The sequence below is a fragment of the Cupriavidus sp. YR651 genome, assembly GCF_900101625.1.
In the GTDB taxonomy this organism is placed as follows: domain Bacteria; phylum Pseudomonadota; class Gammaproteobacteria; order Burkholderiales; family Burkholderiaceae; genus Cupriavidus.
Window position 1 is genome coordinate 21,657 of sequence record NZ_FMYZ01000023.1, and the last position, 15,050, is coordinate 36,706.

General features: G+C 66.0%; 14 protein-coding genes and 1 pseudogene. 10 read left to right on the forward strand and 5 right to left on the reverse strand.

Translation table 11 applies throughout. From position 1 onward, the window contains the following. The first annotated feature begins 26 nt into the window (after positions 1–26). The 8 genes from mpl (at position 27) to mtgA (ending at position 8,483) form a co-directional block, all read left to right on the forward strand. Positions 27–1,409 carry a UDP-N-acetylmuramate:L-alanyl-gamma-D-glutamyl-meso-diaminopimelate ligase gene (gene mpl / locus BLR29_RS30350; RefSeq protein ID WP_092143404.1) on the forward strand — a complete coding sequence of 461 codons (1,383 nt, stop codon included), beginning with the start codon at positions 27–29 and terminating at the stop codon, positions 1,407–1,409. A 21-nt stretch (positions 1,410–1,430) separates the two neighbouring features. Continuing rightward, the gene (locus BLR29_RS30355; protein WP_092143407.1) at positions 1,431–2,036 is read left to right on the forward strand and encodes a YqiA/YcfP family alpha/beta fold hydrolase; all 606 of its coding nucleotides are present in this window, start codon (positions 1,431–1,433) and stop codon (positions 2,034–2,036) included. 8 nt (positions 2,037–2,044) lie between these two features. Further along, complete coding sequence (locus BLR29_RS30360; protein ID WP_255371525.1) at positions 2,045–2,698, forward strand: chorismate--pyruvate lyase family protein; 654 nt, start codon at positions 2,045–2,047, stop codon at positions 2,696–2,698. Beyond that, a complete protein-coding gene (gene fabG, locus BLR29_RS30365; protein WP_092143413.1) occupies positions 2,695–3,435 on the forward strand; it encodes a 3-oxoacyl-ACP reductase FabG in 741 nt (246 codons plus the stop codon). Before BLR29_RS30360 ends, fabG begins: the two co-directional genes overlap by 4 nt. 205 nt (positions 3,436–3,640) lie before the next feature. Further along, complete coding sequence (locus BLR29_RS30370; protein ID WP_092143416.1) at positions 3,641–5,779, forward strand: ribonuclease catalytic domain-containing protein; 2,139 nt, start codon at positions 3,641–3,643, stop codon at positions 5,777–5,779. Between the two features lie 123 nt (positions 5,780–5,902). After that, the gene (locus BLR29_RS30375; protein WP_092143419.1) at positions 5,903–6,823 is read left to right on the forward strand and encodes an energy transducer TonB family protein; all 921 of its coding nucleotides are present in this window, start codon (positions 5,903–5,905) and stop codon (positions 6,821–6,823) included. Continuing rightward, positions 6,823–7,704, forward strand: coding sequence for a shikimate dehydrogenase (gene aroE, locus BLR29_RS30380; RefSeq protein ID WP_092143422.1), 882 nt, complete (start codon positions 6,823–6,825; stop codon positions 7,702–7,704). The genes BLR29_RS30375 and aroE overlap by 1 nt, the downstream gene beginning before the upstream one ends. 77 nt (positions 7,705–7,781) lie before the next feature. After that, the gene (gene mtgA, locus BLR29_RS30385) at positions 7,782–8,483 is read left to right on the forward strand and encodes a monofunctional biosynthetic peptidoglycan transglycosylase (protein ID WP_092143448.1); all 702 of its coding nucleotides are present in this window, start codon (positions 7,782–7,784) and stop codon (positions 8,481–8,483) included. A 29-nt stretch (positions 8,484–8,512) separates the two neighbouring features. On the opposite strand, the gene corA is transcribed toward mtgA, so the two are convergent. Both corA and BLR29_RS30395 read right to left on the reverse strand, forming a co-directional pair. Beyond that, entirely contained in the window at positions 8,513–9,475 is a 963-nt protein-coding gene (gene corA, locus BLR29_RS30390; protein WP_092143425.1) for a magnesium/cobalt transporter CorA, read from the reverse strand. 488 nt (positions 9,476–9,963) lie between these two features. Next, complete coding sequence (locus BLR29_RS30395; RefSeq protein ID WP_092143428.1) at positions 9,964–10,848, reverse strand: DMT family transporter; 885 nt, start codon at positions 10,846–10,848, stop codon at positions 9,964–9,966. 215 nt (positions 10,849–11,063) lie between these two features. Here BLR29_RS30395 and pyrF point away from each other — a divergent pair, with 215 nt between their 5' ends. Beyond that, complete coding sequence (gene pyrF, locus BLR29_RS30400) at positions 11,064–11,882, forward strand: orotidine-5'-phosphate decarboxylase (RefSeq protein WP_092143431.1); 819 nt, start codon at positions 11,064–11,066, stop codon at positions 11,880–11,882. 208 nt (positions 11,883–12,090) lie between these two features. On the opposite strand, the gene BLR29_RS30405 is transcribed toward pyrF, so the two are convergent. The 3 genes from BLR29_RS30405 to thiL all read right to left on the reverse strand — a co-directional run bounded on the left by BLR29_RS30405 (position 12,091) and on the right by thiL (position 14,291). After that, positions 12,091–12,588 carry a CinA family protein gene (locus BLR29_RS30405; protein ID WP_092143434.1) on the reverse strand — a complete coding sequence of 166 codons (498 nt, stop codon included), beginning with the start codon at positions 12,586–12,588 and terminating at the stop codon, positions 12,091–12,093. A gap of 54 nt (positions 12,589–12,642) precedes the next feature. Beyond that, a complete protein-coding gene (locus BLR29_RS30410; RefSeq protein ID WP_092143437.1) occupies positions 12,643–13,215 on the reverse strand; it encodes a phosphatidylglycerophosphatase A family protein in 573 nt (190 codons plus the stop codon). Between the two features lie 95 nt (positions 13,216–13,310). Then, positions 13,311–14,291: a thiamine-phosphate kinase gene (gene thiL, locus BLR29_RS30415; protein WP_092143440.1), complete on the reverse strand. Its 981-nt coding sequence runs from the start codon at positions 14,289–14,291 to the stop codon at positions 13,311–13,313. Positions 14,292–14,538: 247 nt separating this feature from the next. On the opposite strand from thiL, the pseudogene BLR29_RS30420 reads away from it, so the two are divergent. Then, positions 14,539–15,050, forward strand: a pseudogene (locus BLR29_RS30420) (NADP-dependent malic enzyme); the annotation flags it as partial.

A 15,050-nucleotide genomic window follows, 5' to 3' on the forward strand; every position in this document is an offset into this window, starting at 1 on the left:
GGGCTCACGCATCTCCCGAAGCTCCCATGCATATTCACATCCTCGGCATCTGCGGTACGTTCATGGGCGGCCTGGCGGTCCTGGCCCGGCAGGCGGGTCACCGCGTGACCGGCTGCGACGCCAACGTCTACCCACCCATGAGCACCCAGCTGGAAGCCCAGGGCATTGACCTGATCGAGGGCTTCGACCCCGCCCAGCTGGCTCTGGAACCCGATCTCTTCGTCATCGGCAACGTCGTTTCGCGCGGCAATCCGTTGATGGAGGCCATCCTGAACCGCAACCTGCCTTACGTCTCCGGCCCGCAGTGGCTGGGCGAGCACGTGCTGAACGGCAAGTGGGTACTGGCGGTGGCGGGCACGCATGGTAAGACCACCACCACGTCGATGCTCTCGTGGATCCTCGAGGACGCCGGCTATAACCCGGGCTTCCTGGTCGGCGGCGTGCCGCAAAACTTTGGCATCTCCGCCCGACTGACCGAATCTGACTTCTTTGTCATCGAAGCCGATGAGTACGATACGGCCTTCTTCGACAAGCGGAGCAAGTTTGTCCACTATCGCCCGCGTACGGCGATCCTGAACAACCTGGAATACGATCACGCCGACATCTTCCCGGATCTGACCGCCATCGAGACGCAATTCCACCACCTCGTGCGTACTGTGCCGGGGCAGGGCCGGATTCTGGTCAATGGTATCGAGCCGGCGCTCGCCCGGGTGCTGGAGCGCGGCTGCTGGAGCGAGCTGGAGCAGTTCGGCGTCGGCGACTGGCGCGAAGGCGATGCGAAGACTCCCGTGCCGGCTGGCAAGGATGCCTTCGACGTCTGGTTCGGCGATACCGTCCAGGGCACCGTGGTGTGGGACCTGCAGGGCACCCATAACCGCATGAACGCGATTGCCGCGATCGCCGCCGCGCGCCACGTCGGCGTGCCACCCGCGCAGGCTATCGAATCCCTCGGCCGCTTTGCCAACGTCAAGCGCCGCATGGAAGTGCGGGGCGTGGCCAATGGCGTGACGGTCTACGATGACTTTGCCCACCACCCGACCGCAATCCAGACCACGCTGGACGGCCTGCGTCGCCGCGTGGGCAATGCCCGGATCCTGGCCGTGCTGGAACCGCGCTCCAATACGATGAAGCTCGGCGTGATGGCGGCGCAGCTGCCGGCGAGCCTCGAGGCCGCGGACCAGGTGTTTGGTTATGGCGCGCCCTCCGGCAAGGATGCACTGGGCTGGAATCTCGGCGAAGCACTGGCGCCGCTGGGCGACAAGGCTGCCGCGTTCCAGGATCTGCCGACCCTGGTCGAGGCGGTGCGCGCCGCCGCCAGGCCCGGCGACCATGTGCTGGTCATGAGCAACGGCGGCTTCGGTGGCGTCCACCAGAAGTTGCTCGATGCGCTGAAAGCCCCGGTCAACTGAGCGGACAACCAGGAAACGACGATGCTGTTGTACCTCCACGGTTTCCGTTCCTCGCCGCAATCGCTCAAGTCGCGGCTTGTCCAGGAACGGATGCGCGACTGGGGTGTGGGCAAGTATTTTGCCTGCCCCATGCTGAATGTCTCGCCGGCGCAGGCCATCGCTCAGGCCGAGGCTGCCATCCGCGGCGCGCGGGCGGGGGGCGATGCGGAGATCGCCATCATCGGCTCGTCGCTTGGCGGGTTCTATGCACGCTGGCTGGCGGAACGGCATGATTGCCGCGTCGTGCTGCTGAATCCGGCTATCCACCCGTGGACGGATCTCGAGAAGTACCTCGGCGAGCAGCCGCTGTATCACGGGGGCGGTTCGGTCACGGTGGAGCGTCACCACCTGCAGGAGCTGCTCGATCTGCGCGTCGACGCGATCTCCAGGCCCGAGCGCTATTACCTGCTGGCGACCACTGGCGATGAAGTGCTCGACTACCGCGACATGATCGATGCCTGCCCGGGCGCTCGTCTGCGCCTTATCGAAGGCAGCGATCACGGCATCAGCGAATTCGAGGACTACGTCGACGACGTGCTGGCGTTCTGCGGCTTCGGGCCCGGCGGCAAGCTCCCCCGCGCGGCATGAGCGCGGCCGTGTTTCCTCCGCAGCCGCGCCGCGGCGCGTGGCATGCGCACTTGCCGTTCGATGCGGCGATCTCGTTGAATCTGCGCCGCTGGATCACCGGCGAGGGTTCGCTGACCGCACGGCTGATGTCCGCGTCGGACCGTTTCCGAGTGGCGCGGCTGGCGCAGGCGCCGCAGCGCCCGTTTGCCGATGAATGGCAGGCACTCGGCCTGATCCGGCCGGTGCCGGCGATCACACGCGAAGTGCTGCTGATCTGCGACGACACGCCGGCCGTGTTCGCGCACACCATCGTCGATCCGTATCACGCGCGCCGCGACTGGCCATTCCTGCGCGGGCTTGGCAACCGCCCGCTGGGCGGTGCGCTGTTCGTCGATCCGCGCGTGCGGCGCGATCCTTTCCAGTTTGCGCGGCTGTCGCCGCACCATCCGCTGCGTCAGGCGCTGCAGCGGATTCTGCCGGCGCTGTCGTCGGTACCGATGCTGCCCGCGCGGCGATCGGTATTCCGGCGCGGCGGCGGCGCCATGCTCGTCACAGAGGTCTTCCTGCCGGACCTGCTGCGCCGGGCAGCGCCTGACAACACGGGAGCGGGCGGCACCAGACTGCCCCGCCGTAGCGATACCCTCCACACACCACAGAAGCCAGAAGAGAGACCAAGATCATGAAATTGCAGGGACGCGTAGCCATCATCACCGGCGCCGCCGCCGGTATCGGCTTTGCCACCGCCGAGCGCTTTGCCACCGAGGGGGCAAAGCTGATTCTGTGCGACGTCCAGGAAGCGCGCGTGCGCGAGGCCGCCGACCGGCTGGCCGCCACCGGCGCCGCTGTCGATGCATTCAAGGTCGACGTCACCCATCGCGAGGAGGTGGACGCGATGGTGGCTGCCGCGCTGGCACGCCACGGCCGCATCGACATCCTCGTCAACAACGCCGGCATCACCAAGGACGCTCGCCTGACCAAGATGAGCGAGGCCCAGTTCGACGCCGTGATCGACGTCAACCTGAAGGGTGTGTTCCATTGCGCCCAGGCGGTGGCGGGCATCATGTCCGAGCAGGGGAAGGGCGTGATCCTGAACGCATCGAGCGTGGTCGGCCTGTATGGCAACTTCGGCCAGACCAACTACGCGGCCAGCAAGTTCGGCGTGATTGGCTTCACCAAGACCTGGGCGCGGGAACTGGGCCCCAAGGGTGTGCGCGTGAACGCCGTGTGCCCGGGCTTCGTCGGCACCGAGATCCTGCAGACCGTGCCGGAGAAGGTGCTGGAAGGCATGAAGGAGCACTGCTGGCTGCGCCGCCTGGCCGAGCCGTCGGAGATCGCCAGCATCTACGCGTTCCTGGCCAGCGACGATGCCAGCTATGTCAACGGCACCACAATCGAAGCCAGCGGCGGCATGTCGCTCTGACCGCCTTACTGATCTCCCTGCCGCCCGCATCCCGCAACGGGCTTGCGGCGCTCGGTGCGGTATCATCCCGGGTCTGGCCGGCACCTTGATAATGTGCGGCCCACGGCGCCCATCCATCCCAGGGCGACCCGTCGAATCTCTGCCCGGGAATCCGCTCCCATGCTCACGCTGCGGCGGTGCCCGGCATTTCTGAAAGTACCGATCCATGCAGTTGCTGTTCGAAGAAGGCGGCGAAATTCGCGCCGGCACCGTGCTCGCCCAACAGGGCGAGGCCTACCAGGTTGAGTTGCCCGCGGGCAAGCGCACCAAGGTCAAGGCAAAGGATGTGCTGCTGCAGTTTGCCCAGCCTTCGGCAATCGAAATGGTGCGGCAGACCGGCGAACTGACCGCCGATATCGACCTGGACTTCCTTTGGGAATGCGCGCCGGGCGAGGAATTCGGCTTTGCCGAGCTGGCGGCCGAGTACTACGGTGCCGACGCCGGGCCGGTGCAGCAGGCGGCGCTGGCCATGGCGCTGCACGGCAATCCTGTTTACTTCCGCCGCAAGGGGCGCGGTCGCTACCAGCGCGCGCCCGAGGACCAGCTCAAGGCGGCGCTGGCTGCGGTGGAACGCAAGAAACAACAGGCGTTGGTGCAGGCCGAGTACGAGAATCAGCTCAAGGCGCTGACGCTGCCGGAAGCATTCCGCGGCAAGGTGCTGCCGCTGCTGTTCAAGCCGGACAAGAACAGTCTGGAATTCAAGGCGATGGACGCCGCGTGCACGGCGCTGGGCATGACGCCGATGCGGCTGATGGTGGCGGTTGGTGGTGTTTCGAGCCCGCGCGCGCTGCACGAAGCCAAGTTCCTGGCCGAGTGCTTCCCGAAGGGCACCGGTTTCCCGGAAGCGGCCGTTCCGGAGCCGACCGGCGACCTGCCGCTGGCAAACGTCCAGGCGTTTTCGATCGACGATGTCACCACGACTGAAATCGACGATGCGCTGTCCGTGACACTGCTCGATGCCGGCAAGCTGCGCGTCGGCATCCACATCGCCGCGCCCGCACTGGGCATCCGCCGTGGCGAGGCGCTCGACGCCATCGCCCGCCAGCGCTTGTCCACCGTGTACTTTCCAGGCGACAAGATCACGATGCTGCCGGACGCCGTGGTGGACCGCTACACGCTGCAGGAAGGGCGCACCTGTCCCGCGCTGTCGCTGTATGTGACGGTCGATCCGGACGGGCCGGACGGGTTTGCGATCCTGGGCAGCGAAACTCGGGCCGAGATGGTGCCGATCGCAGCCAACCTGCGCCACAACCTGCTGGAGGATGTGGTGACCGAGGCCGCGCTGGCCGCGGGCACCGGCGACTATCCGTTCCGCGGCGAACTGACCCACCTTTACCACCTGGCCAATCACCTGCACGACGAGCGCCAGCGCGCGCGAATCGCCAGCGGCCTGCGGCCGGAATCCCACAACCGCGCGGACTACAACTTCTATATCGACCAGATCGAAGGCGGTGGCGAGCGCGTGCGCATCGAGCAGCGTCGCCGCGGTTCGCCGCTGGACAAGATCGTGGCCGAGCTGATGATCCTGGCCAACAGCACGTGGGGCAAGCTGCTGGCCGATCACGGCGTGCCGGGCATCTACCGCACGCAGAAGGCGTGGGGGATGCATCGGACGCGCATGCAAACCTACCCGGCGCCGCATGAAGGGTTGGGCGTGGCGCAATACGCGTGGAGCACGTCGCCGCTGCGCCGCTATGTTGACCTGGTCAACCAATGGCAGATCCTGACTGTGGCCCAGCACGGCGTGATGGCCAAGCTGGTGGCGCCGTTCAAGCCCAAGGACGCCGACCTGCTGGCGGCGGTGGCGGATTTCGAAGGCACCTACGCGGCCTATGCGGAGCACCAGTCGACGATGGAGCGCTACTGGTGCCTGCGCTGGCTGGCGCAGGAAGGCCGGGAAAAGATGATGGCCTCGGTGCTCAAGGAAGGCGCGGTGCGCTTTACCGAGATTCCGCTGGTCACACGTGTGCCGGAACTGGCCCAGGCCAACCGGGGTACGCAGGTGCTGCTGGAAGTGGCGTCGACGGACGAAATCTCGCTGGAAGTGTCGTGCCGCGTGCTGGAAGTATTTGCTGGCGAGGGCGAGGTCCCGGAAGAAGAGCTGGACACCGACGAGGAATCCGCCGAGGTTTCGGCGGAAGCCGCAGCCGAGGCGGCGGCGGAAGAGGTTGCCGAGGAAGCCGCTGCGGGGGTTGCCGCGGGCGGCCAGGAGGCGGCTGCGGAGACCGGTTCGGATGCTGGCGGGCAAGGCCCGGACGACGCGGCGTCGGCGGCACGCGACACCGATGCAAAGCCGGCAGGCTGAAACCTTCGGAAAAGCATTCCGCTCCCTTACAATCGAAGTCTGACCCGGCCATACCCACCTGCCGTGGGGTGGCCGTTTTTCCATTTCTGACGGTCGCAGACCGTCCAAGCCCGCCCGTCCATCGTGAACGCCGTACTCGTTGCTCCCCGCCACTGGTGGCATACCAGCGGCACGCTGGCCAAGGCGCTGGCCGTCTCCGTGGCGATTCACGCCCTGGTCCTGATGGTGCGGATTGCCGCCCCCGAGGTCTTCGAGATCAAGCGATCGGACCCGCAGCTGGACGTGGTGCTGGTCAATTCCAAGTCCGCCGAACGGCCGCGCAACCCGACGGTCCTGGCGCAGGCCAACCTGGACGGCGGCGGCGACCATGACGAGCAGCGCGCCACCACGCCGCTGCCGGCGCAGACCGAATCGAAGGAAGGCGATCTGGTACGCCTGACCCAACGCCGCATCGATCAGCTGGAGCAGGAACAACAGCGTCTGATGACGCAGTCGCGCGAGGCCGCGCCGTCGGTGCACAGCCAGCCGGTCAAGCCGGGCGAGCAGCGCCTGGACACGCCCACGCGCGGCCAGGACGAGCGTACCTCCACCGACGAGATGGCCAAGCTCGAGGCCGAGATCGGGCGCAATCTCGAACACTATGCCAAGCGTCCCAAGCGCATGCAGCTGACTGCCACCAGCGCGCAGGGCGTGGACTATGCCCAGTATTACGACCGCCTGCGCCGCAGGATCGAGGCACGCGGCACCAGCGATTTCCCGCAGCGCAACGGCAAGCCCCTCTACGGACAGCTGATCCTGGTGATCAACGTCAATCGCCAGGGCAAGCTCGGCTATAACCGCGACGGCTACAACATCGATGCAATCGACGTGGCCAAGAGCTCGGGCGATCCTGCACTGGATCGCCAGGCCGTGGCCATCGTGCGTGCCGCCGCGCCGTTTGGCCCCTTTACCCCGGAAATGCAGGCTCGCCAGGACATCCTGGAAGTCATTTCCACGTTCAAGTTCACGCGCAGCGGGCTCGACGTCCGCCTGCAAGGCCGTTGATGACCACAGACCAGACCTCCCAGCCCGACCGCTACGTCGTAGTGGGCAATCCGATTTCGCATAGCCGTTCGCCGGCCATTCACGCGGCGTTCTCGCGCCAGACTGGCGAGGCCGTGCAGTACGACCGGCTGGAAGCGCCGCTCGATGCGTTTGCCGACACCATGCGGAAGTTCCTGGCGGAAGGTGGCCACGGTTTCAACGTGACCACGCCGTTCAAGCTGGAGGCGTACGACCTGGCCGACCGTCTGACGCCGCGCGCCGAAGCCGCGGGCGCGGTCAACACCATGTGGATCGAGGACGGCCTGATCCATGGCGACAACACCGACGGCGTGGGACTGGTGCGCGATATCCAGGACAACCTCGACGTGCTGCTGGAGGGCCGGCGCATCCTGCTGCTGGGCGCCGGCGGCGCGGCGATGGGCGCCATGCTGCCGCTGATCGAGTGCCGTCCGGCTCGGATCGTGGTGGCCAACCGCACCGCATCGCGTGCCAGCGACATGCTCGAGGAGTTCGTCGAGCATGCCGACCAGTACAACGTGGAGCTGTGGGGCGGCGGACTCGATTCGCTGGCTGGATTGTCCGAGGACGAGGCCTGCGACGTGGTGATCAACGCCTCGGCCAGCAGCCTGCAAGGCGAGCTGCCACCGGTGCCGGAATATCTGCTGGGCGAGGGCGTGCTGGCCTACGACATGATGTACGGCGCAAAGCCGACCGTATTCCTGGCCTACGCCGCCAAATGTGGCGCGCGCACGAGCGACGGGCTCGGCATGCTGGTGGAGCAGGCCGCCGAGGCCTTCTACAACTGGCGTGGCGTGCGGCCGAACACCGCGCCGGTGCTGGCCGAACTGCGCACGGCGCTGCAGGCGGAAGCCGCACGCTGAAGCGGACCGCCTTGGCCCGCCACCCATCGTCCGCCAGATCGCGCCCCGCGGCCAGCGCCGGGGGCGCCGCCAATCCGTTGCGCTGGCTCGGCTACCTGGCCGGATGCCTGGTCGCCGGCGTGCTGGCGATGCAACTGTATTTTTTCCTGCAGATCGCCAGCTGGCAATACGTCAATCCGTCGTCCACGTCGTTCATGCGTGCGGAGCGTTGGCGCTTGTGCGGATTCAACATCTGGAGTTGTTCGGTCGATCGCCGGTGGGTGCGGTATGACGATATCTCGCGCAGCCTCAAGCGCGCGGTCATTGCCAGCGAGGACGCCGACTTCGTCAATCATCCGGGCTACGAGCTCGATGCGATGCTGGACGCCTGGGAGCGCAACAAGCAGCGCGGGCGCATCGTGCGCGGCGGTTCCACGATCACGCAGCAACTGGCCAAGAACCTGTTTCTGGCGTCGGAGCAGCACTACCTGCGCAAGGGCCAGGAGCTGGCCATCACGTGGATGCTCGAATTCTGGCTGGACAAGCAGCGGATCTTCGAGATTTACCTGAATTCGGTGGAGTGGGGCGAAGGGGTATTCGGCGCCGAGGCCGCCGCGCAGCACTACTTCCATACGTCCGCCGCGAAACTCGGCGTTGGCCAGGCCGCGCGCCTGGCGGCGGCGCTGCCGGCGCCGAAGTGCTTCGACAAGAAGTCCTACTGCGCCAACGTGCACATCAACTTCCGCGTGAAGGCATCGATCATCGCGCGGCGCATGGGCGCCGCCACGCTGCCCGACTAAGCTCTGATCGTGCCTGCCGGCTGCACCGTCTAGCTGAGCCAACCCTTGCGTCGGAAGTAGATCAGCGGAATTGCCGCCGACACCGCCATCAGTGCGATGGCCCATGGGTAGCCGGCCGCCCAGTCCAGCTCCGGCATGATCTTGAAGTTCATGCCGTAGATGCTGGCGATCAGCGTCGGCGGCATCAACGCCACCGACACCACCGAGAACAGTTTGATGATCTTGTTCTGGTTGATGTTGATGAAACCGACCGTCGCGTCCATCAGGAAGTTGATCTTGTCGAACAGGAACGCGGTGTGGTTCTCGATCGAGTCGATATCGCGCAGGATCTGGCGCGCCTCGTCCTGCTGCTCGGCGGACAGCAACTGGCTGCGCATCAGGAATGACACCGCGCGGCGCGTATCCATCACGTTGCGGCGGATGCGGCCGTTCAAGTCTTCCTCGCGCGCGATGGTTTCCAGCACATCCGCGGCGGCGGCATCGGTCACGTTTTCGGCCAGCACGCGGCGGCTCGCTTCTTCCAGCCGTTCGTAGATTTCCTCGATGGAGTCCGCCGAATACTCGGCGTCCGTGGCGTACAGGTCCATCAGCACGTCCTTGGCGTTGCGCACCGAACCCGGACGCATCCGTGCGCGCAGCCGGACCAGGCGGAACACCGGCAGGTCCTCGTCATGGATGGAGAAGAGCACGTCCCGCGTCAGCACGAAGGCCACGCGCACGTTGCGCGAGGCTTCGTCCTCGGCCAGCAGGAAGTCCGTGCGAATGTGGATGTTCTCGTCTTCGCCCTCGAAATAACGGGCGGACGCTTCGAGGTCGCCCAGGTCTTCCAGTTCCGGGAGGACCACGCCATAGGCCTCCTTGATCCAGGCCAGTTCCTCGTCGTCGGGGCTGACAACGTCGATCCAGATGGGCTTGTGCTGCAGCAGCTCATTGCGCTCGTCGACCTGCTCCTGGGCGAGCCGGCCTTTCTGCAGGACGAACAGATTGATCATCCCTGGGATTCCTTGTTACTGATTGCGCTGTTGTCGATGCATCGGAGACAGGCGCAGGCAAGGCTCGCCGGCAGTGTGACCATGGCGCGGCCACGGGCAAGCGTGATCGCGCTGCGTGCGGCCGGAACGAGCGGCTCGCTGCAAGGCGATGGCGTTTGCCTGGGTTTGGCTGGCAAGCCGGGAGAGGGAAGATCCGAAGCGCGACGCGGCAGTCGGGGCGACGGCCACTGGGGGAAACGGAAAGACACTCACCCGCAGGTGTCTGCGGGCAAGGACGCGATGAGCAAGGGCACGGCCCTCGCGGATCGGCGTTACGCAGCCCGCAGTGACATGGCATTCGTCGATGTCGCAGCGCAACTGCGGCAACACGAACACCCGATGCTACTGCCCACGTACTTTCTCCGGGATTCTGATGGCCGCGAGTGTAATCCAACGCAGGGGGGCTTGTTAAGCGAAATCTCTGCTGCGTTGCGCGCGCCGAACGCCGGCTACAGGCGCCGCCGCAGCAGCGGGGCGAGCATCACCGAAGACAGCGCCGCAAACATCAGCAGGATGGCCGCATAGTCCTGCCAGTGCGGCGTTTCGCCCAGCATCCACATGCCCGAGAACACGCCCACCACGGGAATGAACATGATCGACAGGCTGGACACCACCGGGGGCAGGCTGCGCGCGAGTGCAAACCAGACCAGCTGGCAGTAGGCAAAGACGACCACGGCGTTGTAGACGATGGCGGCCCATTCGATGCCCGTGGGCATGCGCCAGCCGGACTCCAGCAACAGCGTGCCGATGCCGAGGAACGGCAGCGTGAGGGCCAGCATCCAGAACGTTAGGGTGCCGATGGGGATATCGATCTCGGTACGCTTCATCAACTGGGTCCCGAAGCCCCAGCCGGCCGCGGCCACCAGCATCAGCAGCGTGCCGGCGGGGCTGCCGGTGAGCGCGGTGATCTCGCCGGACAGCAGCAGGATCGTGCCCGCCAGCGCGCAGGCGATGCCGATCCACGCGGAGAGCGCAATGCGCTCGCGGTACAGCACCAGGCCCCAGACCACCGCCCAGATCGGCATGGTGTAGCCAAGGATGGCCGCCCGTCCGGACGACAGCATCTTGACCGCGCAGATGGCGAACAGGTGCCAGACGACCATGTTCGGGATGGCCAGCCGGATCACCGTGGGCCAGGCCGCACGTGGCACGCGCAGGGAATCGCCACGGATGCGCAGCGCCAGGCCCAGCGCCAGCAGCCCGCCGGCCATGCCCAGCAGCCGGAAGCCCATGGCGGGGAAATGCGCCACGCCGATCTTCATGATGGGCCAGTTGATGCCCCAGGCGATCGTAAGGATGACAAGGAGGATGAGACCTCGGCGGTCGAGTGTCATGGGCGCTGGCGACGTGCGATGTCGCTCTTTTTAATCGGAAGCGCAAAACGATAGCACGCAACGGTTAGAATTGACGTCAACGCCATATGCCGTGGCGGGGCTTGCCGGAGGCGCGCCCCGCGCGGCCAACCGGCCGGCCAGCGCGCGCGTTATGCTTGCAGAATGGCTTGCAGATCGCCAGGCCGCTCCGGCCTCATCCTCATACCGAGCACTCCATGACCTTCACCGAGCAGCTGTCCGCCGCGTGGCAGCGTAACGATTCCCTGCTGTGCGTCGGGCTCGATCCGGACCCGTCCAAGCTGCCCCTGTCCCTCACCAGCACCGGCGGCGCGATCTTTTCCTTTTGCCGCGAGATCGTCGACGCCACGGCCGACCTGGTCTGCGCCTTCAAGCCGCAGATCGCCTATTTCCACTCCCAGCGCGCCGAAGATCAGCTCGAACAGCTGATCGAGTACATCCACGACGCCCACCCGGGCATCCCCGTGATCCTGGACGCCAAGCGTGGCGACATCGGCTCCACGGCCGAGCACTACGCCGTCGAGGCCTTCGACCGCTACAAGGCCGATGCGGTGACGGTCAGTCCGTACATGGGTTTCGATTCGATGTCGCCGTACCTGGCGCATCCGGGCAAGGGCGTCATCGTGCTGTGCCGGACTTCGAATCCGGGCGGATCTGACGTGCAGTTCCTTCAGGTGGACGGCAAGCCGTTGTACCAGCTGGTGGCCGAGGCAGCGCGTGAGCGCTGGAATACCAACGGCCAGATGGGCCTGGTGGTGGGCGCGACCTTCCCGAACGAGATCGCCAAGGTGCGCCAGATCGTGGGGGACATGCCGCTGCTGATCCCGGGGATCGGCGCGCAGGGCGGGGATATCGAGGCCACCGTCAAGGCTGGCCGGACCGCCGACGGCAACGGCATGATGATCAATTCCTCGCGGGCGATCCTCTACGCCAGCCGTGACAAGGACTTTGCGGCTGCGGCGCGCAATGTGGCGTTGCAGACGCGCGAGACCATCAACCGCTACCGCCACGGCTGAACTCGGCATCCCGGCACGGGCGGCATAAGCCCCTGCCGGCAGATTCCTTCAGGCTCTCGGGCGTCAATTTGCGCACTGACAGGCGTCAGTGCGCTCGAGGTTGTTTCAAAATGAAGCGAAGCGGTCCTGGCTAGGCGCGCGGCCGCAGACAGTACAACTGGTACGGCAAGGCCGCGCAACCACGCCAGGATCTTTTTGAAACGACCTCTTACTCCTCGTTCCGAATCAGTTCCAGCAGACCGCGCATCGCATGCTCGGCCGCCTGCCGGCGGATCTGGCCACGGTCGCCCTTGAAACGCTGCGTTTCCGTCAGCGTGGTGATGCGGTTGCTCCAGCCAAAGCAGACCATGCCGACTGGCTTCTCCGATGTGCCGCCGCCCGGGCCAGCTACGCCCGTGATCGACAGCGACACCTGCGCGCGGCTGTTCAGCAGCGCGCCTTCCGCCATGGCGTGAGCCACTTCCTCGCTGACCGCACCGTGGTCGCGGATCAGCTTGGCCGGCACGCCGATCATCGTCGTCTTGGCTTCGTTGGAATACGTGATGAAGCCACGCTCGAACCAGCCTGACGACCCGGACACATCGGTGATGGCGGCCGCGACGAGCCCGCCGGTACACGATTCGGCCGTGGCCAGCATGAGCGAACGTTCCGCAAGGGCGGCTCCGGCCTGGATGGCAAGCAGGTCGAGCAGGCGACTGACGGACATGAGAGGAGGGTCCTTAAGAAAAAAATCGGGGCGCGATCGGAAAGATTGGCGCGATCAGATCGAGCGCCACAGCGCGAAGACGAGCAGCGTGTAGAACGCGGCAAAGATGTCGTCGAACATCACGCCGAACGCGCCAAGCAGGCCGGGGCCCTTGAGCGTGCGGTCGTAGTAGGCGATCGGTGCGGGTTTGGCGATATCGAACAGCCGGAACCAGAGGAAGGCCGCGAACTGGCCCCAGAAACCGGTCGGCGTGACAAACAGCAGCACCAGCCAGAACGCCACGATTTCGTCCCAGACCATGCTGCCGTGGTCGTACACGCCCATGTCGCGAGCGGTGCGCTTGCAGGCCCAGATCCCGACCAGGAACGCGCCGGCGATGATCCAGAGCCAGGTGGTCGGCTCGATCCAGAGTGAAATCACCACGAACGACAGCCAGCCGTACAGTGTGCCGACGGTGCCGGGGCTGACCGGCGACAGGCCGGAGCCAAAGCCCAGTGCGATGGCCCGGGCGGGGTGACCCAGCATGAAACGGGCGGTCGGGCGGGTGACCTTGACGGTCTGGCCGGCTTCCAGCGTGACGGTGGCAGCGGGGTCGCGTGGCGCGGCCCCGGGAGGGTTGGCGGACATCAAGGGTCTGGCTCGTCTGTTTTTATCGTCTGGCGCGTGGCAGTGGCTCCTGGCACGCGCATGGCGGCATCATGACATGGCTTGTGGGCGTCGTGTCAGGGTGCGGCGAAATGATCGAAACCCGCGCCCGCAAAGGCGCAGGGGTTGCCGTCGCGGTCCACGATGCGCAGCCCCGGTTCGGCTGTGATCGTTCCGGCACGCGTGACCGGCAGGCCAAGCTGGCGGCCGATTGCGGCGATGGCTTCGCGCGCGCCAGCAGGCGCTGTGAAGCAGAGTTCGTAGTCGTCGCCGCCGGCCAGCACGCACTCGTGCTGGCGGTCCAGTGGCTGGGCACCGAGGATTTCCGAACGCGGCAAGCTATCCACGTCGACGATGGCGCCGACGGCGGACCGGGCGAGGATGTGGCCGAGGTCCCCGATCAAGCCATCGGAAATATCCAGCGCGGCGTGGGCGATTCCCCGTAACGCCAGCCCCAGCGCCACGCGCGGGGTAGGGGTGTCCATGCGGGGACGAATGATGGTGAAATCGGGCTCGGGCAGCAGCCATTCGCCGCGACAGTCGCCCAGCGCCAGGCGGGCGTCGCCCAGCGTGCCGGAAATCCAGATATCGTCGCCGGGGCGGGCCGCGTCGCGGCGCAGGGCCTGGCGGGGCGGCACATCGCCAAATACCGTAATCGACAAGGTGAGCGGACCGCGCGTGGTATCGCCGCCAATCAGCTCGCATCCGTGGTCATCGGCCAGCGCCAGCATGCCCGCGGCCAGTTCTCCCAGCCAGTGAGGATCGGCCTCCGGCAATGCCAGCGCCAGCGTGAATGCGCGCGGTTCAGCGCCCATGGCGGCCAGATCGGAGAGGTTGACCGCCAATGCCTTGTGGCCGAGCGAGCGCGGCGGGACGTCGGGGAAGAAGTGCCGGCCACTGACCAGCATATCCGTGCTGATGGCCAGCTGATGGCCGGGCCGACCTTCGATCAGGGCACAGTCGTCGCCCACGCCAAGCGCGGCCTTGTGAACCGGGCGGGTAAAAAACCGGCGGATCAGGTCAAATTCGGATAGCGGGGCGCTGGGGGAGTCTGGCATGGCGGGCGATGTGCGCAGGGCGTGTGGAGGCCGGGAAATCCGTGGAGAATACGGCTGGTCAAGCCCTTCGGCATGCGGCATATTGTACCGAAACGCAAAGCTGCCCCGCGCAAAACGCTTATTGTGAAATAATATTTCACAATATAAAATGCGCAGTTCCAATGCAGAGAGAGCGCGGGTACGTGGAGCCGGCCCGTCTCGGTCCCCGCAATATTCAGTGCGGCTCCACCGATCGGAAGATGCGCAGATGACAAGCCCTCAGCAGTCCCCGTCCCAAGACGATCTGAAACAGCAGCAGCGTGAGGCGCTGCGCAAGGCCGCGCTCGAATATCACGAGTTTCCGACCCCCGGCAAGATCTCCGTCACCCCGACCAAGCCGCTGTCCAACCAGCGCGACCTGGCCCTGGCCTATTCGCCGGGCGTGGCGGCCGCTTGCGAGGAAATCGTCGCCAATCCCGCCAATTCCTTCCGCTACACCGCCCGCGGCAACCTGGTCGCCGTGATCACCAACGGCACCGCCGTGCTGGGGCTGGGCGACATCGGGGCAGCCGCCTCGAAGCCCGTGATGGAAGGCAAGGCCGGCCTGTTCAAGAAATTCGCCGGCATCGACGTCTTCGATATCGAAGTCGACGAGAAGGACCCCGAGAAGCTGGTCGACATCATCGCCTCGCTGGAGCCGACGTTCGGCGGCATCAACCTGGAAGACATCAAGGCACCGGAGTGCTTCTACGTGGAGCGCAAGCTGCGCGAACGGATGAA